We start from the raw sequence: 20,611 nt of genomic DNA, 5'->3' as shown, positions 1-20,611 counted from the left end.
AACGCATCAAATCAATTAACCAATCTGAGAGAGCAGGCTTTGTGCCTTGGCTTTGAGATCGCCATGAGCTTCGGCGATCACTTCCTCTATGAGTGTACGCGCTCCGTCACTATCGCCGATGGCGTTGAACTCTTCGGCCAAAGCTAGCTTGGTTGCCAGCGGGTCTTCGGGTTCAGCAGGCGATGCGACGGCGTCAAGGTTCACTGCATGGTTGGGCATGCCCAGGTCCAGCGACAGGCCACCCAGGTCGAAAGTGGGTTCGACTTTTTGGGCACTGATGGCGGGGCTGCTGCCAGCATCAATCGGCAGCTGCAAGGTCATGGCTTCGGTACTGCGACTTTCTTCCTCTGACGCAGCTTTGTGAGGTGCCAGTTCAGAGGGGGAAATGTCTTTTTCTTCCGTGCTTTCAGTAACGGACTGAAGCGGCAGAGTGAAACTGTCGAGGTCAAACTCCAGCGCATTCAGCGAGCCTTGCTCGATAGGCATAGCTACAGGTGCTGCTGCGGGCGCTGGGGCTTGCGATGCAGTGGCGGGTAGGCTGAACGAGGCTAGGTCATCCAGATCAAGGCTCAGGCCATTGTCTGCGGCATGTGCAGGGCTGGCTGAGGCTGCAGCAGGCGCTTCCCATTGCGCAAGCGAGGCGAAGTCCTGCTCGCTTGGCTGCTGTGCTGCTGGCGTTGCGGCAACGGGTGCTGCGGCAGGCGACAGGCCGCCTGGCAGATCCAGGTCCATGTCGAAGTCCAGGCCGGCTGGCTGAGTAGGAGGACCTTCGCGGTCGGCTTCCTTGGCAGCAGCCAGTGCCGAGCCAAAGGCAACCGCAGCAGCGCCAGCTGTCAGGGCTGAGGCGGGGTCGGTGGGGCTGAATGCATTGCTCATGCTTGCAGCTGCATCAGAGTGGTGGGGCTGAGGCGAGCCACCGGGTTGGTACAGCGCGTTGTCAGAGTCGAGGATTCGGCCCTGATCCGCCAAGCGTTGCCATTCTGGGCCCTTGCCCTGAGTCAGTCCGTACAGATTGTTGGCGACCGATGCATAGGCCATGCGGTCATGGCGTTTGGCATAGATCTCGGCCAGCTTCTGGTGCAGAACCAGTCGGTTGGGGTCAGTGCGCAGCGCCTCCTTGAGAATTTCTTCGGCCTGCAGGTCGCGGCCATAGGCCAGGTACACATCAGCCTCGGCCAATGGGTCCACGTCACCGGCGTCCAGCTGGCTTGGTGAGTACTGCATGGACTGAGCCGACAGCTGGCTGCTGTTGGTCGTGGTGTCCACGCGCTGGCCACCGCTGGCTCCAAAAAAGGAGTCTGCGGAAAGCTGGCTGTCACCCAAAGTGCTGTCTGCGCCAGCGGCTGCTGCCTTGCGGCGTTGCATGACTCGATAGCCACCGTAGCCCAGCAGCAATGCGAGCAGGGCTGCACCGGCCAGAGGAATGGTGGGGTCTTCCATCAAACCATCGATAAAGCTGGGTTCTTCAGGCGCAGCAACAGGTGCCGGAGCTGGTTTGGGTGGCACAACCGGAGCTGGCTGTGTCGCTGCTTCTGCGGGCACAGCTTCTGGGGTTTTCTCTCCACCTTCTGCTGGCGCGTTGGCGGCATCGGCGGGCTTGGTTGCTTCAGGCGCTGCGGCCTCTGCTGGGGCCGTAGCTGCAGCAGGGGGCGCTGCAGTTGCTGCCGTATTGGTGGTTGCTGTAGTTGCGGAGGGCACGCTCAGGCCCGGGGCTTGTGGCGCTGCTGCACCCGCTGTGGCTGCAGGGCTGCCAGCGGGCTTGGTGGCGGCAGCAATCTGGCTCAGTTCGGCCATATTGCGTTTGAGCTCATCAGCGCGAGCTGTCTGATCTGCAGTCTGCTTTTGCTGTGCCAGTTGTTCGTCTGCGGCAGTGCCCTTGACTGTGCCCTTGGACAGGGTCAGCTTGTCTGGAGCAGCAGTGCTGGGCTTGGCATCCTCGACATGCGCCTGAACCTGACCGGATGCGCTGCGCGATGCGGCCTCGACCGTGGCCACAGGGGCTACGCCAGCCAGTTGGCGGCGAAATTGGTTGAAGTCCTGCGACTGGGCCGCCATGATCTGGCGCGCTTCCTTGACGGAAGTGGACTGAGTCGTTGCTTCGTCGGGCAACTGAACCACGGCACCACTGCGCATGCGGTTGATGTTGCCGTTGATGAATGCTTGTGGGTTGCTGCGCAGCATGGCGACCAGCATCTGATCCAGAGAAACGCCGGCAGGCTTGTATGCGGCAGCAATGCGGCCAGCGGTGTCGCCGGCCTTTACGCGAACCTCACCCTTGGTGCTGGAAGGCGTTGCGGCAGCGGTACCGGTCTTGCGTTGAGGCTTGGCCGATGTGCTGTCCAGATCGCGGTCATTGCGCAGATCTCGGCCTGCTGCTGCCACAGGGGCTGATGTGCGGCGAGCTACCACCGCAGGGCGGGCTGGCATCTCAGCAGGAGCTGCCTGGGCCACCGTTGTCGGTGCAGGTGCGGGGCGGCGCGACGTGGGGGGGTCCAGCAGCAAGGTGTAATTGCGCTGCAGCTTGCCAGAGGCCCAGTTGGCATCAATCACCAGGTCCACAAAGGGATCGTTGACCGGCTGGAAGCTGCTCAGTTGCAGCACAGTTGAGCCATTGGAGCGTTTTTGCACCTTGACGCGAACAGTGTTGGCAGTACCCGAGTACTCCATGCCCTGCGCGCGGAAAGCAGCAGGCGATGCCACCGCAGCTTGCAGGCTGTCGGCTTCCGCTGCGCTGAGCTGAGGAATCTCGACCTCCGCACGCAAAGGCTCTCCCAGAGCCGACTGGACCGTGATACGACCCAGTGCCAATGCCCATGCATCGGTGGCCGAAAGGCTAGACAGAGCGAGGGTGGCTGCGGCGAGCGCAGAGAGTTTCCAGCGTTGCATATGGCATCAAACTTGATTTGTGCAGCCAACAGCCCTTTTTGTTCTTAGCCGGGTTTGTGGCTGCGGTGCACATGTAAATTGAAAAATCCAGCAGTCAATGAGCGGCTCATTGACATGGGGACACTGCTTCCATTGTCAACGACGCTATTGCATTGTGAGCAAAAGCATGCATGGCAAGGCGCGCAATTGTTGTCGATTGGCAACGAGATGCAAATTAATATAGGTTCATTCACAGTCCTTGCTCGGCGGAATAAGCCGAAAAGCCTGAGCTAACCCAAGGCTTGGACAAAAAAAAGCGCCAGACATCATCAGGATGACATGGCGCTTTTCACGGGATCAAGCCGCGCTGCGGCTTGATCGAGGCTGAGATTAATCAGCCAGCAAGATGCGCAGCATGCGGCGCAGAGGCTCGGCAGCGCCCCACAGCAACTGGTCGCCAATTACGAAAGCCGACAGGTACTCGGGACCCATGTTCAGCTTGCGCACGCGGCCCACTGCGACTTCCAGACCACCGGTAGTAGCGGCAGGCGTCAATTCCTTGACGGTCTCTGCGCGATCGTTGGCCACGAACTTGACCCAGGGGTTGCCGCCCTTGATCAGCGCTTCGATCTCTTCAAGAGGCAGATCTTTCTTGAGCTTCAATGTCAAAGCCAGCGAGTGGCAGCGCATGGCACCAATGCGTACGCACAGGCCATCCACGGGGATGGTGGCTTCGGTGCCCAGAATCTTGTTGACCTCGGCCTGGCCCTTCCACTCTTCCTTGGACTGGCCGTTAGGCAGTTGCACATCGATCCAGGGGATCAGGCCGCCAGCCAGAGGTGCACCGAAGAATTCGGTGGATACCTCTTCACGGATGGTGATGGCCACCTTGCGGTCGATTTCCAGAATGGCGGAAGCGGGCGTTGCCAGCTCTGTGGCCACGGCAGCGTGGACCACGCCCATGCCCTTGAGCAGTTCGCGCATGTGGTTGGCACCGCCACCCGATGCGGCCTGGTAGGTCATGGAGGAAACCCATTCCACCAGACCCGCCTTGAACAGACCGCCCAGACCCATCAGCAAGATGGAGTTGGTGCAGTTGCCGCCAATCCAGTTCTTGCCGCCCGCAGCCAGCTTGGCCTTGATCAGCTCGTCGTTGACGGGGTCCAGCACGATGACGGCGTTGTCTTCCATGCGCAGCGAAGACGCCGCGTCAATCCAGTGGCCGTTCCAGCCGGCGGCGCGGATCTGGGGGAATACTTCCTTGGTGTAGTCGCCGCCCTGGCAGGTGATGATGATGTCGCACTTGGACAGCTCGGCGATGTCGTTGGCATCCTTGAGCTGGGTGTGGACCGTAGCCATCGCCGGAGCCTTGCCGCCGGCATTGGAGGTGGAGAAGAACACGGGCTCGATCAGCGCGAAGTCGCCTTCGGCCTGCATACGATCCATCAGCACGGAGCCGACCATGCCGCGCCAGCCCACCAAACCCACTAGTTGCTTGCTCATTTGAAACGCCCTTTCAGTATTGAAAACAGTAGCTTTTGACTGCTTCGTCCGGCTCGTCTGGCCGGAAGGGGCGCACGACGAACCGGGCTGGGTCAGCCTGTAATCGTCTTAATGGTGATTGCGCACGCGTCCACACCGGCTTGAGCAGCAGATGTTGTGGTTTCAGTGATGAAAGGGCGTGTGGCAAACATGACAGTCGTGATTCTAGCCAATGAGTGGAAACCTCAGAGTGTCAGAATCAATGAATTATTTGGTCATTTCGTCAAAAAAATGAATAAATTTTTGACGTTTTGTTGGTTGTTGAATGATTTTTCAAGGCGTTATGCGCTGAATATCGCGCTAGGCCTGCGTTCTGCTCGGTGCAGCTCTTGCAGGAAAGTCCGAGTATTACCTGGCCGGCATGGATGCGGGTCTGAGCGACTTACTATGAAGCAGCCGGATGGATGCACTTCCATCCGGCTTGAATGCTGGTGCCTGAGCCAACTGGGCTCAGGCCTTGACGCATCAGGCTTGCAGCGCCTTGACCACCGCATCGCCCATCTGGCTGGTCGATACCTTGGTTGTGCCTTCGCTGTAGATGTCGGCGGTGCGCAGGCCGTCGGCCAGTACCTTTTGCACAGCAGTTTCGATCTTCTGGGCGGCCTCTTCCATGCCCAGGCTAAAGCGCAGCATCATGGCGGCGCTCAGGATGGTGGCCAGAGGGTTGGCGATGCCCTTGCCAGCAATGTCTGGAGCCGAGCCGTGGCTGGGTTCGTACAGGCCTTGCTTTTTGTCGTTCAGGCTGGCCGAAGGCAGCATGCCGATGGAGCCGGTCAGCATGGATGCCTCGTCGGAAAGGATGTCGCCGAACATATTGCCGGTGACCACCACGTCAAAGCGCTTGGGTTCCTTGACCAGTTGCATGGCGGCGTTGTCCACGTACATGTGGTCCAGCGCCACATCGGGGTACTGCTTGGCGACTTCAGTAACAACGTCCTTCCACAGCTGGAATGTTTCCAGCACATTGGACTTGTCCACGCTGGTTACACGCTTGTCGCGCTTCTGGGCGGCCTGGAAGGCCACGTGGGCAATGCGTTCGATCTCGGGGCGCGAGTAGCGCATGGTGTCGAAGGCTTCTTCGGAGCCGGGGAAGTGACCATCGGGCGATACACGGCGGCCGCGAGGTGCGCCGAAGTAGATGTCGCCGGTCAGTTCGCGGATGATGAGGATGTCCAGACCTGCAACCAGCTCGGGCTTGAGGCTGGAGGCGTGGGTCAGTTCCTTGTAGCAGATGGCGGGGCGGAAGTTGGCGAACAGGCCCAGTGCCTTGCGCAGGCCCAGAATGGCTTGCTCGGGGCGCAGAGGGCGGTCCAGCGTGTCGTACTTCCAGTCGCCAACGGCACCGAACAAAATGGCATCGGCCTCTTGCGCCAGCTTCAGCGTGGCGGGTGGCAGGGGATGGCCAGCGGCTTCGTAGCCAGCGCCGCCTACAGGAGCGGTTTCCATCTCCAGACCCAGATTCAGGACCTCGAGCACCTTGACGGCTTCGGCAATGATTTCTGGGCCAATGCCATCACCGGGCAAAACTGCAATCTTCATGATGTTCCTTTGATTAATTTTGATAGCTGCTTGTGTTTGATATTCAAGGCTTTCATATTGAATTTGCTTTGAAATCCATGGATAAAAGGCGCTAGCAGCTCATTTATTGATAGTTGTACGCCAAGCTGAACTCTTCAACATCCCTCAACTGAGTGAGGCCGGTCAAGCCAGTGTGGACATTGCCTGAACCAAAGCACACCCAAGTGAGGGACGACAAGCATGAGCCGCCTCGCGGCAGAGGCCGTCGTCCCCTTGGGGAAACCGCAAAGCGGCTCAGGGGCTTACTTCTGGATCAGGGTGTGAGCCAGCCAGGGCTTTTGCGCCAGGCGCTCGGCTTCAAAAGTCTTGATCTTGTCGGCATGGCGCATGGTCAGGCCGATGTCGTCAAACCCGCTCAACAAGCAGTATTTGCGGAAGGCGATGACGTCGAAGGGAATTTCTTCGCCTTGTGGGCGAACGATGACCTGGCGCTCCAGATCAATGGTCAGCTCGTAGCCGGGGAAGGCCGCCACTTCATTGAACAGTTGCTCGATCACGGACTCGGGCAGCACGATGGGCAGCAGGCCGTTTTTGAAGCTGTTGTTGAAGAAGATGTCGGCAAAGCTGGGGGCCAGAATGGCGCGGAAGCCGTACTGGTCCAGTGCCCATGGTGCGTGCTCACGGCTGGAGCCGCAGCCGAAGTTCTGGCGGGCGATCAGCACGCTGGCACCTTTGTAGCGCGGCTGGTTCAGCACAAAGTCGGGGTTGGGCTTGCGCGAGGACTCGGGCTGGCCGGGTTGGCCGGGCTGGTCCAGATAGCGCCACTCGTCAAACAGATTGGGGCCGAAGCCGGTCTTCTTGATCGACTTCAGAAACTGCTTGGGAATGATGGCGTCGGTGTCAACGTTCTCGCGGTCCATGGGGGCAACGAGGCCCTTGTGCACGGTGAATTTTTGCATGGCGTGATTCCAGAATCTTGAAGCTTGGCGACTTAAGCGAACTTGCGGATGTCCACGAAGTGGCCGTGAATAGCAGCAGCTGCAGCCATGGCGGGGCTGACCAGGTGGGTGCGGCCACCGGCGCCTTGACGGCCTTCAAAGTTGCGGTTGCTGGTCGATGCGCAGCGCTCGCCGGGCTCCAGGCGGTCAGCATTCATGGCAAGGCACATGGAACAGCCGGGTTCGCGCCATTCAAAGCCTGCGGCCTTGAAGATCACATCCAGACCTTCGCGCTCAGCCTGTTCTTTGACCAGGCCAGAGCCGGGTACGACCAGTGCCTGCTTGATGTTTTTGGCGACCTTCTGGCCCAGCTTCTTCACTATGGCAGCGGCTTCGCGCATGTCTTCGATGCGGCTGTTGGTGCAGGAGCCAATGAACACCTTGTCCACGAAAATGTCGTTCAGTGGCTTGCCGGGCTCCAGCGCCATATAGGTCAGCGCGCGCTCGATGGCGCCACGCTTGTTGGCGTCTTTTTCCTTGTCAGGATCGGGCACGGATGCATCCACGCCCAGCACCATTTCAGGGCTGGTGCCCCAGGTCACTTGCGGCACGATGTCGGCAGCGTTCAGATCGACCACGCTGTCGAACTTGGCATCGGCGTCGGAGTGCAGCGTCTTCCAGTAAGTCACTGCGGCATCCCATTCGGCGCCCACGGGGGCCAGAGGGCGGCCCTTGACGTAGGCGATGGTCTTGTCGTCCACAGCGACCAGGCCTGCGCGTGCGCCGCCTTCGATGGCCATGTTGCACACGGTCATGCGGCCTTCGATGGACAGGTCGCGAATGGCTTCACCCGCAAATTCAATGGTGTAGCCCGTGCCACCGGCGGTGCCGATCTTGCCGATGATGGCCAGCACGATGTCTTTGGCGGTGACGCCGGGTGCCACCTTGCCGTTGACCTGCACCAGCATGTTCTTGGCCTTCTTGGCCAGCAGCGTTTGGGTGGCCATCACGTGCTCGACTTCGGATGTGCCGATGCCGTGAGCCAGTGCGCCGAAAGCGCCGTGGGTGGAGGTGTGGCTATCGCCGCAGACCACGGTCATGCCTGGCAGGGTGGCGCCTTGCTCTGGGCCCATCACGTGAACAATGCCCTGACCCTTGTCCATGAAGGGGAAGAAGGCTGCGGAGCCGAACTCGGCAATATTGCTGTTCAGGGTGACGATTTGCTCTTTGCTGATGGGGTCGGCAATGCCGTCATAGCCATGCTCCCAGCCGTCGGTGGGAGTGTTGTGGTCGGCAGTGGCCACCACGGAGCTGACGCGCCACAGCTTGCGACCGGCTTCGCGCAGGCCTTCAAAAGCCTGCGGGCTGGTGACTTCGTGCACCAGATGACGGTCGATATAGAGGATGGAGGTGCCGTCTTCTTCGGTGTGAATGACGTGCTCGTCAAAAATCTTGTCGTAGAGGGTGCGTCCCATGGTGCTTTGCTCTCGTGAGTTGAGTTTGTTGGGTGGTTTATTCTGGTCAGGCCGGAAGCGGACTTCAAGCCTTGGCACTGGCAGGACAGAGGTGATCGACCAGCAGGCGGGTTGTCACAGGCAGCGCTTCAAAGTCGCGGGCGACGACGCACAGCTCGCGGTGCGCCCATTCGTCGGTCAGCTGTACGGCGCGCAGGTGGCCCACGCCGTGCATCAGTTCAAAGGCGCGGTCAGGCAGCAGGCCAATGCCCAGGCCGTTGTCGATCATGCGGCACATGGCGTCCAGGCTTGTGACCTGAATGCGCTGGTGCAGCGGGTGACCGGCCTGCGCCGCCGCAGCGCGCATGGCCAGGCTGATGGAAGAGCCTGCGTGCAGGCTGACAATGTCCCATTCCAGCACTTCGGTGAAGGCCACGCTCTCGCGGTCCGCCAGCGCATGGCGCTCTGGTACGACGACGACCAGGCGGTCTTCTTTATAGGTGCGGTATTGCAGCGGCACATTGCCCTGCGTGATCTGAATGGTGGCGCGGTTGCTTTCGCTGCTCTTGCCAGTGCCCAGCGTGCAAATGCCAATGTCGGCCGTGCCCTCGGCCACGGCGCTCAGCACATCGGGGCTCAGGTGCTCCTGCAGGTCGATCTTGATCTGGCTGTGCTCGCGGGAAAAAGCGCCCAGGTCCTCGGGCAGAAACTGCACGATGGCCGACATATTGGCGTGCATGCGCACATGGCCGCGCACGCCGTCGGCGTACTCGCTCAGCTCGCCCTGCATGCGCTCCAGCCCGTACAGTACGTTGCGGGCATGGTGCAACAGGCTTTCACCGGCAGGGGTCAGCGTCACGCCGCGGCTGTGGCGGTAGAGCAGAGCGGTGTCTACCGTGGCTTCCAGGTCGGACAGGCGCTTGCTGACGGCGGAGGCGGCAATGAATTCGCGCTCGGCAGCGCGGCCAATGCTTCCCAGTTCGCACACGGCGACGAACAGTTGAAGCGAGGTGAGATCGATGCGGCGCGCAAAACTGCGCTCTGAATTCTTCATGTGGGCTAACTTTAGTCTTCTCGTTTCGAGAAGTTTTCAGCATTTTTACCGATAAATTCCGCTTTATCCATCTTTAGCCGAGATGTCTTGTTTCGCGATGGGTAAATTATGGCGATGCCTCAATTGCTGGTTTGCGATGGCTGGATGGTGGTGGATGCGGCGGGCGTCATCGGTTGCATGAAATGACTTTGGTTTTGATAGCTGCTAACGCTTTATGAATAAGGGATAGAGGCTATTTTTTGTATAAATTCAGTGATAACTGTCAAGCTGCACTATGTTTGCCGGAGCACTGCGGCGAATAGTCAGCAAACCGGTTCAATGCCTGGCTATTTGCTGCAAAAATGAGAGTCATGAGAGTTCCACGCAATCCGATGCCCGAGGGCGAGCATCCCGAATTTCCTGCCGCTGCTTTAAGCTCGTCGTTACGTACTTCTGTGTCCCGCAAAGCCGCTGGCTGGAGTCAGGCCTGCCTGGTGGCCGTCGCTCTGGCTTTTGCGGGTGTCGCTGCTGTACCGGCCATGGCCAAGGGTAAGACGCCAAGCAAGGCAAGCAGCAAATCCAGTGCCCCAGCGCCTGCCAAGGGTGGCAAGAGTGCAGCAGCAGCCAAGCCGGGTAAAAACGTGGCTAGCAAGTCTGCAGCCCATTCAAGCGGCAAGGCAGGCGGCAAAAAATCAGGCAAGGCTGGCCGGGCTGCCGCAGTGGGTGCTGTTGCTGCCGGCGCTGCAGCGGCTGCCCCCATGGGGCTTGAGCACTGGGTGCCGACCCCTGGTTCTAGCAATCGGGGTGAAAACGCCAGAGAACTGACTACTTTGCGTGCCGAAGCCGAGTCAGGCGATGCCAAGGCCCAGTACGAACTGGGTTCGCGCTATCGTTTTGCCAAGGGCGTGAAGCAGGATCTGCCGCTGGCCGTGCAGTGGTATCGCAAGTCGGCCGATCAGGGCTACGCCCCTGCCCAGTCCGATCTGGGTGTGCTGTATGCCAATGGCCGGGGTGTGACGCAGGACGAAGCGCAGGCCGTGTACTGGTATCGCAAGGCTTCTGATCTGGGCGATGGCATTGCCCAGAACAATCTGGGCCTGATGTACGCCGAAGGCCGTGGCGTGACCAAGGATGAGGCGCAGGCCGTGCGATGGTTTGAGCGCTCGGCGCAAAGTGGTGACGCTGCCGGTCAATACAGTCTGGGTGTGATGCTGGCCAGCGGTCGGGGCACCAAGGAAGATGGCGTGGCTGCGCTGCGCTGGTTTGAGCAGGCTGCAGGCAAAGGCCATGCGGACGCGCAGTACAACGCCGGCATGATTTATGCCGTGGGCGCTCTGGTGCCGCAAGACCTGCCGCGCGCCGCGCAGTGGCTGGAAAAGTCAGCCGCGCAAGGTAATGCCGCAGCGCAGTCGTCACTTGGGTTTTTGTATGCCAACGGGCAGGGCGTGAGCAAGGATGCATCGACGGCCGCGCGCTGGTTCGAGCAGGCAGCCAAGCAAGGCTATACGCTGGCGCAGACTAATCTGGCTGCCATGTACATCAGTGGGCAAGGCGTCCGCAAAGATGTGAGCAAGGCTTATTACTGGCTGCTGCTGGCGCAGGCCAAAGATGCTTCTGTGCAAAGCCGTGTGGAAACGCTGGAGCAGGAGCTGACTCCGGCAGACAAGGTGCGTGTGCAGCGTGAGGTGCGTAACTGGAAGCCGCAGAGCTAAGGCGCTTTCAGGCGGCGCAGCTCTCAAGCGCCATGAAAAAAGCCCACCGACGAAGGCCGGTGGGCTTTTTTGTGGCTTCAGTGCTTAGCTGAAGAAGCTTTTCAGGCGATCTGTCCAGCTTTCGCCGCTGGGCGAGTGCTTGGAGCCGCCCTTTTTCAAGGACTCGTCCAGCTCCTTGAGCAACTTGCGCTGGTGCTCTGTGAGCTTGACGGGTGTTTCTACCACGATGTGGCAGTACAGGTCGCCGGGGTAGCTGGAGCGAATGCCCTTGATACCCTTGCCGCGCAGACGGAACTGCTTGCCGGCCTGAGTGCCTTCAGGAATGTCGATGGCCGCCTTGCCTTGCAGTGTCGGCACTTCAATCTCGCCGCCCAGGGCAGCGGTGATGAAGCTCACGGGCACATTGCAGTGCAGGTCGTCACCGTCGCGCTCGAAGATGTCGTGGTCTTTGACGCGAATCTCGATATACAGGTCACCTGCCGGGCCGCCATTCGTGCCGGGCTCGCCGTTGCCTGCCGAGCGAATGCGCATGCCGTCGTCGATACCCGCAGGGATCTTGACTTCCAGCGTCTTCTGGCGCTTGACCTTGCCTTGGCCGCCGCAGGATGTGCAGGGCTCGGGGATGATCTTGCCCGTGCCGCGGCAGTGCGGGCAGGATTGCTGCACGCTGAAGAAGCCCTGGCGCATCTGAACCGTGCCCATGCCGTTACAGGTGGTGCAGGTCTTGGTGCTGGTGCCGGGCTTGGCGCCGTTGCCGTGGCAGGTATCGCAGCTGTCCCAGCTGGGGATGCGGATCTGGGCATCCTTGCCCTTGGCCGCTTCTTCCAGGGTGACTTCCATGGAATAGCTGAGGTCGTTGCCGCGATAGACCTGACGGCCACCGCGACCACCACGGCCACCGCCGCCGCCGTTGAACATGTCACCAAAGATGTCGCCAAAGGCTTCGGCAAAGCCGCCGCCAAAGCCTTCACCGCTGCCCATGCCGCGGTTGGGGTCCACGCCAGCGTGACCGTACTGGTCATAGGCGGCGCGCTTTTGGCTGTCGGAAAGCATTTCGTAGGCCTCTTTGACCTCCTTGAACTTTTCTTCAGCTTCCTTGGCCTTTTCACCCTGATTGCGGTCAGGGTGGAACTTCATCGCCAGCTTGCGATAGGATTTTTTGATTTCGTCGTCCGTGGCGCTTTTGACAACGCACAGAACTTCGTAGTAGTCACGTTTGGACATGTGGGGGTTCCGGTCGGATAGAACAAGAACGCCGCGCTAGCTCTTTTCAGAGCCAGCGCGGCGGCAAGCGGTCAATGGTCTGAGGCCAGGACCTGCTTGCGCTTAGTCCTTCTTGACTTCCTTGACTTCGGCGTCGACGACATTGTCGTCAGCGGCTGCTGCCGAGGCGCTGGCGCTGGCCGATGCACCCGCTGTTTCAGTGCCGGCAGCGGCCTGAGCTTCAGCGTACATCTTCTCGCCCAGCTTCTGAGCGGCAGCCATGAGTGCCGTGGTCTTGGCTTCGATAGCGTCCTTGTCTTCGCCCTTCAGCGCTTCTTCCAGATCCTTGGAAGCGGCCTCAATGGCAGACTTTTCAGCGTCGTCGAGCTTGTCGCCATGCTCGGTCAGGCTCTTCTTGACGCTGTGAACAGCGGCTTCGCCCTGGTTCTTGGCGGTCACCAGTTCCAGCTTCTTCTTGTCGTCGGCTGCGTTCAGTTCCGCATCCTTGACCATGTTCTGGATTTCTTCTTCCGACAGGCCCGAGTTCGCCTTGATGGTGATCTTGTTTTCCTTGCCGGAAGCCTTGTCCTTGGCCGACACGTTCAGGATCCCGTTGGCGTCGATGTCGAAGGTCACTTCAATCTGGGGCGTGCCACGCGATGCTGGTGGAATGCCTTCCAGGTTGAATTCGCCCAGCATCTTGTTGGCGCTGGCAATCTCACGCTCGCCCTGGAACACCTTGATGGTCACGGCAGGCTGGTTATCCTCGGCCGTCGAGAAGGTCTGTGCGAACTTCGTCGGGATGGTCGTGTTCTTGGTGATCATCTTGGTCATGACACCGCCCAGGGTTTCGATACCCAGAGACAGAGGAGTTACGTCCAGCAGCAGCACGTCGGAACGCTCGCCACCCAGCACCTGACCTTGCACAGCAGCGCCCACGGCCACGGCTTCGTCAGGGTTCACGTCCTTGCGGGGTTCCTTGCCGAAGAATTCCTTGACCTTTTCCTGCACCTTGGGCATGCGGCTCATACCGCCGACCAGGATGATGTCGTCGATGTCGGACACGGAGATGCCTGCATCCTTGATGGCCGTGCGGCAAGGAGCGATGGTGCGCTCGATCAGGTCCTCCACCAGCGATTCCAGCTTGGCGCGGGTCAGCTTGATGTTCAGATGCTTGGGGCCTGTGGCATCAGCCGTGATGTAGGGCAGGTTGATGTCGGTCTGTGCGGAGTTCGACAGCTCGATCTTGGCCTTTTCAGCAGCTTCCTTCAGGCGTTGCAGAGCCAGAACGTCCTTGGACAGATCAACGGCCTGGTCCTTTTTGAACTCGTCGATGATGTAGCCAATGATGCGCTGGTCAAAGTCTTCGCCGCCCAGGAAGGTGTCGCCGTTGGTCGACAGCACTTCGAACTGCTTTTCGCCGTCCACATCAGCGATTTCGATGATGGACACGTCGAATGTACCGCCACCCAAGTCATACACGGCAACCTTGCGGTCAGCCTTGTCGTGCTTGTCCAGGCCGAAGGCCAGAGCAGCAGCAGTCGGTTCGTTGATGATGCGCTTGACTTCCAGACCGGCGATGCGGCCAGCATCCTTGGTGGCCTGGCGCTGTGCGTCATTGAAGTACGCAGGCACGGTAATCACGGCCTCGGTCACGGGCTCGCCCAGGAAGTCCTCGGCGGTCTTCTTCATTTTGCGCAGCACTTCGGCGCTGATTTGAGGAGGAGCCAGCTTCTGGTCGCGCACTTGGACCCATGCGTCGCCGTTGTCAGCTTTGATGATCTGGAAGGGCATCAGGCCGATGTCCTTTTGGACTTCGGCTTCGTCAAACTTGCGACCGATCAGGCGCTTGGCAGCGTAGATGGTGTTCTTGGGGTTGGTGACGGCCTGGCGCTTGGCGGAGGCACCCACCAGAATTTCGCCGTCTTCTTGGTAAGCAACGATGGAAGGCGTTGTGCGCGCACCTTCGCTGTTTTCGATCACGCGGGTGTTGTTCCCGTCGAGGATCGCGACGCAGCTGTTGGTGGTGCCCAAGTCAATACCGATGATTTTTCCCATGTTTTTCTCCGTAATTTGTTAATGTTTGCTTGATTTATCACTTGTGGGCGCTGCGGCAGGCTTCAAGAGTCCTGCACCACAAAATTTCGCCGTGACAGTCTTGGGTGCCGAATCAGCCTTGGGCCACAGTCACCAAGGCAGGACGCAGCACGCGGTCTGCAATCACATAGCCTTTTTGCAGCACGCTGACCACCGTGTTCGATGGCTGATCTGCAGGAACCATGCTGATAGCCTGGTGGTAATGAGGGTCAAACTTCTCACCAGCAGCGGGGTTGATGGCCAGAACCTTGTTGCGCTCAAGGGCTGAAGTCAGCTGGCGCAGCGTGGCGTCAGAGCCTTCGCGCAGTTGCTCGGGTGTGGCGTTCTGGATGGCCAGAGCGGCATCCAGGCTGTCGATCACGGGCAACATGCTCTCGGCAAAGCTTTCGATGCCGAACTTGCGGGCCTTGGAGACTTCGTCTTCGGCGCGGCGGCGCACATTCTCGGCTTCCGCCTTGGCGCGCAGATACTGGTCTGCCAGATCACTGCTCTTGGCTTTGAGTTCTTCCAGTTCAGCCTTCAGGCGACCCAGCTCGTCCGATGCATTGGCGGCCATGGCTGCTTCCAGCTCTTCGGGGCTGGCGTCATTGAATGGATTAGGGTTGTTGTTCTCGGTCATAGGTGTGAAGGTTTCTCAAAACTTAAGACAATCTGCAGGCTAGATGCGCGCGTGCCGATCTATTTCAAGACCTGCTCTGCCAAAGTTGGTCAGCAAGCGCCATGGCTGCAGCGCGTCAGCAATGTCGGGCGGGGCTTCAGGGACTAAGTGATTGTGTTGGCAAGGCTTTTGTCTGCATAGCCCCAAGCCATCTGAAGGTTTATGCGCCCCAGAGTGTACAGATACTCAGGCACTAGGCTAGAATCTAACGTTTTGCCTTGCCGCACCACTACAGACGCAGTGGGCGGCGTTTACCCAAAAGGAGTGGTTATGCGTCACTACGAAATCATTTTGTTGATCCACCCGGATCAAAGCGAACAAGTTCCTGCAATGCTGGAGCGCTACAAGGGCATGATTACCGCTGGTGGCGGTAAGGTGCACCGCGAAGAAGACTGGGGCCGTCGTCAACTGGCTTACATGATCAACAAGCTCGCTAAGGCCCACTACCTGTGCTTGAACATCGAAGCTGATCAAGCCGTGATGGCTGAACTGGAGCACGCCTTCAAGTTCAATGATGCTGTGCTGCGCCACCTGACTGTGCAAAAGAAGAAGGCTGACACAGCCGCTTCCGCCATGATGAAGAGCGTTGAGCGCGAAGAAGCTCGCAAGGCCAACCAGGCTGAGCACGCTTAATAGCATCAGACACTGAAGGAGTGGAAAACCGCGTTGTGTTGACGGGTGCCCTCGCAGAGCAAGCTGCTTTGCGCTACACGCCCGCCGGATTACCTGCACTGGACTTGCGAATTGAACACAGTTCGCAGCAGCAAGAGCTAGGTAACGCACGCAACGTCACTGCATCTGTCAAAGCTGTTGCCTTTGGTGCCCTGGCTGAAAAGCTGGCCCGCCAAGCTCCCGGTAGTCAATGGACCTTTCAAGGTTTTCTGGCAACGCCGCGCAACAGCAAGATGCTGGTTTTGCACATTCAGGATATCCAACAAAACTAATTTTCAAGAGGTCCAGAAATGGCCACGTTCAAGAAATTCAACAAGGACAAGCGTCCTAAGCGCAACACCCAGTCGCTGCTGTTCAAGCGCAAGCGCTTCTGCCGCTTCACCGTCGCCAACGTCGAAGAAATCGATTACAAGGATGTGGACACCCTGCGTGACTTCATCGCTGAAAACGGCAAGATTGTTCCCGCACGCCTGACCGGCACGCGCGCAATTTACCAGCGTCAGCTGAACACAGCCATCAAGCGTGCTCGCTTCCTGGCTATGTTGCCTTACTCTGACCAGCACAAGATCTAAGGAGTACGACAATGCAAATTATTCTGCTCGAAAAGATTGTTAATCTGGGCAACCTGGGCGATATCGTCAAGGTTAAGGATGGCTACGCTCGCAACTTCCTGATCCCTACGGGCGCTGCTCGTCGTGCGACAGCTGCTGCCAAGGCCGAATTCGAAGCCAAGCGCGCTGAGCTGGAAAAGGCTGCTGCTGCAAAGCTGGCTGCTGCTCAAGAACTGAGCGAGAAGCTGAACGGCTCTTCCGTGAAGATCACTCAGAAGGCCGGCGTTGACGGTCGTCTGTTCGGCTCTATCACTAACGCCGACATCGCTGAAGAACTGACCAAGGCCGGTTTCGCAGTGAACAAGTCGCAAGTGCGCATGCCTAATGGCCCCATCAAGACAGTTGGCGACGCCACTGTTGTGGTGGCTCTGCACACCGACGTGTCTGCAGAAGTGTCTGTCTCCGTGTACGGCGACCACTCCTAATCCAGACTCCGGTCTGAATTGGCAAGAAACCGCCTTCGGGCGGTTTTTTGTTTTTTGGTGATCCTGGATGGAACAGTGTTTTTATAGCCATCCGCGCTGACGCTTTTGCTGCCTCCGGCTACGATGGAGGGCTTGACCCAAGGAGTCTCATGTCGTCTGTAATGCCCCCGCTTGATCTGCACGATGATGCATTCGCGCCTGTCCCGCCTGCTGATCAGCAAGTGGCGCAGCTGCGCGTGCCGCCGCACTCCATGGAGTCGGAATCGTCGGTGCTTGGCGGTTTGCTACTGGATAACAATGCCTGGGAGCGCGTGGGGGACTTGCTCAGTGAGAGCGACTTCTATCGACACGAGCACAAGCTGATTTATGATGCGATTGGCAAGCTGGTCAATGCCAGCAAGCCGGCTGACGTGATTACGGTTTATGAACAACTGCAGAGCATAGGCAAGGCCGAGGAAATTGGCGGCCTGATGTATCTGAACCAGCTGGCGCAATATGTACCCAGTGCCAGCAATATCCGTCGCTATGCGGAAATCGTGCGCGATCGGGCCATTCTGCGCAAACTGGTCACGGCCAGCGATGAGATTGCGACCAACGCTTTCAACCCGCTGGGTAAGACAGTGGAGCGCGTGCTCGACGAGGCCGAGCAGAAGATCATGGCCATCGGCGAAGAGGGCGCTCGCAACAAGCAGGGCTTTCAGTCGCTCGATACGCTGGTGGTTGATCTGCTGGACCGTGTTCAGGAGATGGCTGACAACCCCATGGACGTGACCGGCGTGCCTACCGGTTTTGTCGATCTGGATCGCATGACTAGTGGTCTGCAGGCTGGTGACATGGTGGTGTTGGCGGCGCGTCCTTCCATGGGAAAGACCTCGTTTGCCGTGAATATTGCCGAGCATGTGGCGCTCAATGAAGGTCTGCCGGTTGCCATCTTTTCCATGGAAATGGGGGCCGCCCAGCTGGCGGTTCGTATCGTTGGCTCCATTGCCCGGGTCAATCAGGGCAACCTGCGTACCGGCAAGCTCAGCGACGATGAATGGCCACGCCTGACGGAAGCGATCGAGAAGCTGCGCACTGTGTCCCTGCACATTGATGAAACACCGGGTCTGACGCCTTCTGAGTTGCGTGCCAACGCCCGCCGTCTGGCGCGCCAATGCGGCAAGCTGGGTTTGATTGTGGTCGACTACTTGCAGCTGATGACGGGCTCTGGCGGCAGCGGCGGGGATAACCGTGCGACCGAGCTGGGTGAAATCTCGCGCGGCTTGAAGATGCTGGCCAAGGAGTTGCAATGTCCGGTGATTGCGCTGTCTCAGCTCAATCGATCGGTGGAGCAGCGCACCGACAAGCGCCCGATGATGTCTGACTTGCGTGAATCCGGCGCTATTGAGCAGGATGCCGACATCATCATGTTCATTTATCGCGACGATTACTACAACAAGGAAAGCAAAGAGCCGAACGTGGCCGAGATCATCATTGGCAAGCAGCGTAATGGACCTACGGGAACGGTGAAGGTCTTCTTCCAGAAGAACCAGACCCGCTTTGAGAATCTGGCCATGGGTTATGGCGGCGGTGATGAGTATTAAAAGAATAGCTGCTAGCGCCTGATAAATAAGGGTTTCAGGCTTTAATTGATCTGAATTCTATGAATATCAAGCGCTAGAAGCTATTGAATTGAAAGCACCCAATAGAAAAGCCCGCAAGCGTGATGCCTGCGGGCTTTATTTTTGGCTGCGATATCTCAGTGGCTGAACAGGTAAATTCCCAGTCCAAGCACGCACAGACCCAGCACGCCACAGGCCCATGCCAGACGCTGAGCGCCCGTGCGCAGGGCACCTACGGTGGTGACGACCTGTGCATTTTGCTGGGCCAGCTTTTCGATGATCTCCAGCGATTGGCGCTGGGATTGCTCCAGCTGGGCAATGCGCAACTCCTGCTGCTGAATCAGCAGCAGGGCTTGCTCGCCCGCTGAGGTGGGTGGCGACAGATGCTGCGCCTCTTGCTGCGCGCTGGCACTGTGCTCATAGGCTTCGGCTTGCGCCTCTTTTTTCTTGAGTAGGGATTGCGCCGCCTTCACGACCTGAGGCGTGGCCTTGATGACCTCTCCCCAGGGCACGAGCTTGAGCGCAGAAATCCAGCTCACCACTTACAGAACCTCGCTGGCGAAGTCGGCCAGGCGCGAGCGCTCGCCTCGTGCCAGTGTGATGTGACCGCTGTGTGGCCAGCCCTTGAAGCGGTCCACCACATAGGTCAGGCCAGAGCTGCCTTCTGTCAGGTACGGCGTGTCGATTTGGGCCAGATTGCCCATGCAGATGATCTTGGTGCCGGGGCCGGCACGCGTGATCAAGGTTTTCATCTGCTTGGGGGTCAGGTTCTGGGCCTCATCGATGATGACGTACTTGTTCAGGAAGGTGCGGCCACGCATGAAGTTCATGCTCTTGATTTTGATGCGGCTGCGGATCAGCTCATTCGTCGCAGCGCGGCCCCATTCGCCAGCATTGCCTCCATCGCCCTTGGCCAGAAACTCCAGGTTGTCGTCCAGAGCGCCCATCCACGGACCCATCTTCTCTTCTTCGGTGCCGGGCAGGAAGCCGATATCCTCGCCCACACTCACGGTGGCGCGGGTCATGATGATTTCTGTATAGCGGCGCTCGTCCAACACTTGAGCCAGACCGGCGGCCAGTGCCAGCAAGGTCTTGCCGGTGCCTGCGGTGCCCGTGAGGGTGACAAAGTCCACCTCGGGGTTGACCAGCAGGTTCATGGCGAAATTCTGCTCGCGGTTGCGCGTGGATACGCCCCATACAGCATTCTTGGGGTTGCCAAAGTCGCGCAGCGTCTTCATGACGGCTGTTTTGTCGCGGATTTCGGTCACGCGCATGTACAGGCTTGGCTCGCCAGGTGCCTCGTAATAGACGAACTGATTGATCATCAGCGAGTCCACGATGGCACCGCTGACGCGGTAATAGGTGATGGCGCCTTCCTGCCAGCTCTCCACGTTCTTGCCAGCCTTGGTCCAGAAGTCGTGGGGCAGGGCCAGAGCGCCGGAGTACAGCAGGTCGCCGTCCTCCAGTACCTTGTCGTTCTGGTAATCCTCGGCAGCCAGACCCAGTGCGCGCGCCTTGACGCGCATATTGATGTCCTTGGACACCAGCACTACTTCGCGGTCCTTGTGCTGCTCACGCAGAGCGGCGACCACGCCCAGAATCTGGTTGTCAGCCTTGCTCTGGGGTAGGCTGTCAGGCAGGGTGGTATCCAGAGGGTTGGTCTGGAAGTAGAGCGTGCCAGTGGCAGTGCGCTGGCCTGTAGCGTTCAACGGCAGGCCTTTTTCCAGGCCATCGTCGGGCTGGGAGGCAACCAGAGAGTCCAAAGTGCGGCTGACCTGACGGCCATTGCGCGCTACTTCGGTCATGCCCTTTTTGTGGTTGTCCAGTTCTTCCAGTACCACCATGGGCAGGAAGATATCGTGTTCTTCGAAGCGGAACAGGCTGCTTGGGTCGTGCAGCAGAACATTGGTGTCCAGCACAAACAGCGTGGTCGGGCCGGTGCGCTTATTGCGGGCACGGCGCACGGACTTGGGTGCTGGCTTGGCGGGTGTTGTAGTTGCTGTGGGTGCAGGTGTTGCTTTGACCTGAACTGCAGCAGGAGTGGCTGCGGCTGTGACCTTGCTGGTGTTGCGTCGGGGCTTGCTGGCCGAAGGCGCAGCGCTGGCGACGTTGGTCGCCGCGCTGGAGGGATTCAGATCTTCGTCAAGTGCTGCAGTCTGCTTGGCAGTTTTGCGGTTGGACAAAAAGGCTTCTGCGGGGAGCTTTGCGGCGCGGTGGCCGGGGGCGGGGGGCAGGGGCATAGTGGACGAACCGTTTCTCAACAAGATTCAAAAAGCACAAAG

Annotated in this window: 17 protein-coding genes; 6 read left to right on the top strand and 11 right to left on the bottom strand. The window is 59.1% G+C overall.

Translation table 11 applies throughout. The features are described from left to right. Positions 1–15 precede the first annotated feature (15 nt). The 6 genes from CLU84_RS15555 to CLU84_RS15530 form a co-directional block, all read right to left on the bottom strand. Complete coding sequence (locus CLU84_RS15555) at positions 16–2,886, bottom strand: FimV/HubP family polar landmark protein (protein WP_099738207.1); 2,871 nt, start codon at positions 2,884–2,886, stop codon at positions 16–18. 369 nt (positions 2,887–3,255) lie between these two features. After that, on the bottom strand, positions 3,256–4,368 hold the full coding sequence (gene asd / locus CLU84_RS15550) for an aspartate-semialdehyde dehydrogenase (protein ID WP_099738206.1): 1,113 nt from the start codon (positions 4,366–4,368) through the stop codon (positions 3,256–3,258). A 504-nt stretch (positions 4,369–4,872) separates the two neighbouring features. Then, positions 4,873–5,946 carry a 3-isopropylmalate dehydrogenase gene (leuB, locus tag CLU84_RS15545; protein ID WP_099738205.1) on the bottom strand — a complete coding sequence of 358 codons (1,074 nt, stop codon included), beginning with the start codon at positions 5,944–5,946 and terminating at the stop codon, positions 4,873–4,875. Positions 5,947–6,227: 281 nt separating this feature from the next. Next, a complete protein-coding gene (gene leuD / locus CLU84_RS15540) occupies positions 6,228–6,884 on the bottom strand; it encodes a 3-isopropylmalate dehydratase small subunit (RefSeq protein WP_099738204.1) in 657 nt (218 codons plus the stop codon). 32 nt (positions 6,885–6,916) lie between these two features. After that, positions 6,917–8,338, bottom strand: a complete 1,422-nt coding sequence (gene leuC / locus CLU84_RS15535) for a 3-isopropylmalate dehydratase large subunit (protein ID WP_099738203.1) — start codon at positions 8,336–8,338, stop codon at positions 6,917–6,919. Positions 8,339–8,402: 64 nt separating this feature from the next. Further along, positions 8,403–9,371: a LysR family transcriptional regulator gene (locus CLU84_RS15530; protein WP_099738202.1), complete on the bottom strand. Its 969-nt coding sequence runs from the start codon at positions 9,369–9,371 to the stop codon at positions 8,403–8,405. Positions 9,372–9,721: 350 nt separating this feature from the next. Between CLU84_RS15530 and CLU84_RS15525 the strand changes: the two genes are divergently transcribed. Beyond that, positions 9,722–11,062 (top strand): SEL1-like repeat protein, encoded by a 1,341-nt coding sequence (locus CLU84_RS15525; protein WP_099738201.1) that lies wholly within the window; start codon positions 9,722–9,724, stop codon positions 11,060–11,062. A gap of 84 nt (positions 11,063–11,146) precedes the next feature. Here the strand turns inward: CLU84_RS15525 and dnaJ are convergent, their stop codons facing one another. The 3 genes from dnaJ to grpE all read right to left on the bottom strand — a co-directional run bounded on the left by dnaJ (position 11,147) and on the right by grpE (position 14,981). Next, positions 11,147–12,286 (bottom strand): molecular chaperone DnaJ, encoded by a 1,140-nt coding sequence (gene dnaJ / locus CLU84_RS15520; protein WP_099738200.1) that lies wholly within the window; start codon positions 12,284–12,286, stop codon positions 11,147–11,149. A 102-nt stretch (positions 12,287–12,388) separates the two neighbouring features. Then, a complete protein-coding gene (gene dnaK / locus CLU84_RS15515) occupies positions 12,389–14,323 on the bottom strand; it encodes a molecular chaperone DnaK (RefSeq protein ID WP_099738199.1) in 1,935 nt (644 codons plus the stop codon). 112 nt (positions 14,324–14,435) lie between these two features. Beyond that, positions 14,436–14,981, bottom strand: coding sequence for a nucleotide exchange factor GrpE (gene grpE / locus CLU84_RS15510; protein ID WP_099738198.1), 546 nt, complete (start codon positions 14,979–14,981; stop codon positions 14,436–14,438). Positions 14,982–15,290: 309 nt separating this feature from the next. Here grpE and rpsF point away from each other — a divergent pair, with 309 nt between their 5' ends. The 5 genes from rpsF to dnaB all read left to right on the top strand — a co-directional run bounded on the left by rpsF (position 15,291) and on the right by dnaB (position 18,311). Then, complete coding sequence (rpsF, locus tag CLU84_RS15505) at positions 15,291–15,653, top strand: 30S ribosomal protein S6 (protein WP_099738197.1); 363 nt, start codon at positions 15,291–15,293, stop codon at positions 15,651–15,653. A 20-nt stretch (positions 15,654–15,673) separates the two neighbouring features. Further along, the gene (priB, locus tag CLU84_RS15500) at positions 15,674–15,964 is read left to right on the top strand and encodes a primosomal replication protein N (RefSeq protein WP_099738196.1); all 291 of its coding nucleotides are present in this window, start codon (positions 15,674–15,676) and stop codon (positions 15,962–15,964) included. 18 nt (positions 15,965–15,982) lie between these two features. Then, positions 15,983–16,264 carry a 30S ribosomal protein S18 gene (gene rpsR / locus CLU84_RS15495; RefSeq protein ID WP_099738195.1) on the top strand — a complete coding sequence of 94 codons (282 nt, stop codon included), beginning with the start codon at positions 15,983–15,985 and terminating at the stop codon, positions 16,262–16,264. 11 nt (positions 16,265–16,275) lie between these two features. Continuing rightward, positions 16,276–16,728, top strand: a complete 453-nt coding sequence (gene rplI / locus CLU84_RS15490) for a 50S ribosomal protein L9 (RefSeq protein WP_099738194.1) — start codon at positions 16,276–16,278, stop codon at positions 16,726–16,728. Positions 16,729–16,877: 149 nt separating this feature from the next. Then, entirely contained in the window at positions 16,878–18,311 is a 1,434-nt protein-coding gene (dnaB, locus tag CLU84_RS15485; protein ID WP_099738193.1) for a replicative DNA helicase, read from the top strand. 155 nt (positions 18,312–18,466) lie between these two features. Here dnaB and CLU84_RS15480 read toward each other — a convergent pair whose 3' ends face one another. Beyond that, positions 18,467–18,871, bottom strand: a complete 405-nt coding sequence (locus CLU84_RS15480; RefSeq protein WP_099738192.1) for a hypothetical protein — start codon at positions 18,869–18,871, stop codon at positions 18,467–18,469. Continuing rightward, positions 18,872–20,569, bottom strand: coding sequence for a PhoH family protein (locus CLU84_RS15475; RefSeq protein ID WP_099738191.1), 1,698 nt, complete (start codon positions 20,567–20,569; stop codon positions 18,872–18,874). Positions 20,570–20,611 lie beyond the last annotated feature (42 nt).

It is taken from the genome of Comamonas sp. 26 (assembly GCF_002754475.1).
GTDB lineage: Bacteria > Pseudomonadota > Gammaproteobacteria > Burkholderiales > Burkholderiaceae_C > Comamonas.
Note: the sequence above shows the minus strand (reverse complement) of the source record. Positions and strands in the feature narration are given on the sequence as shown.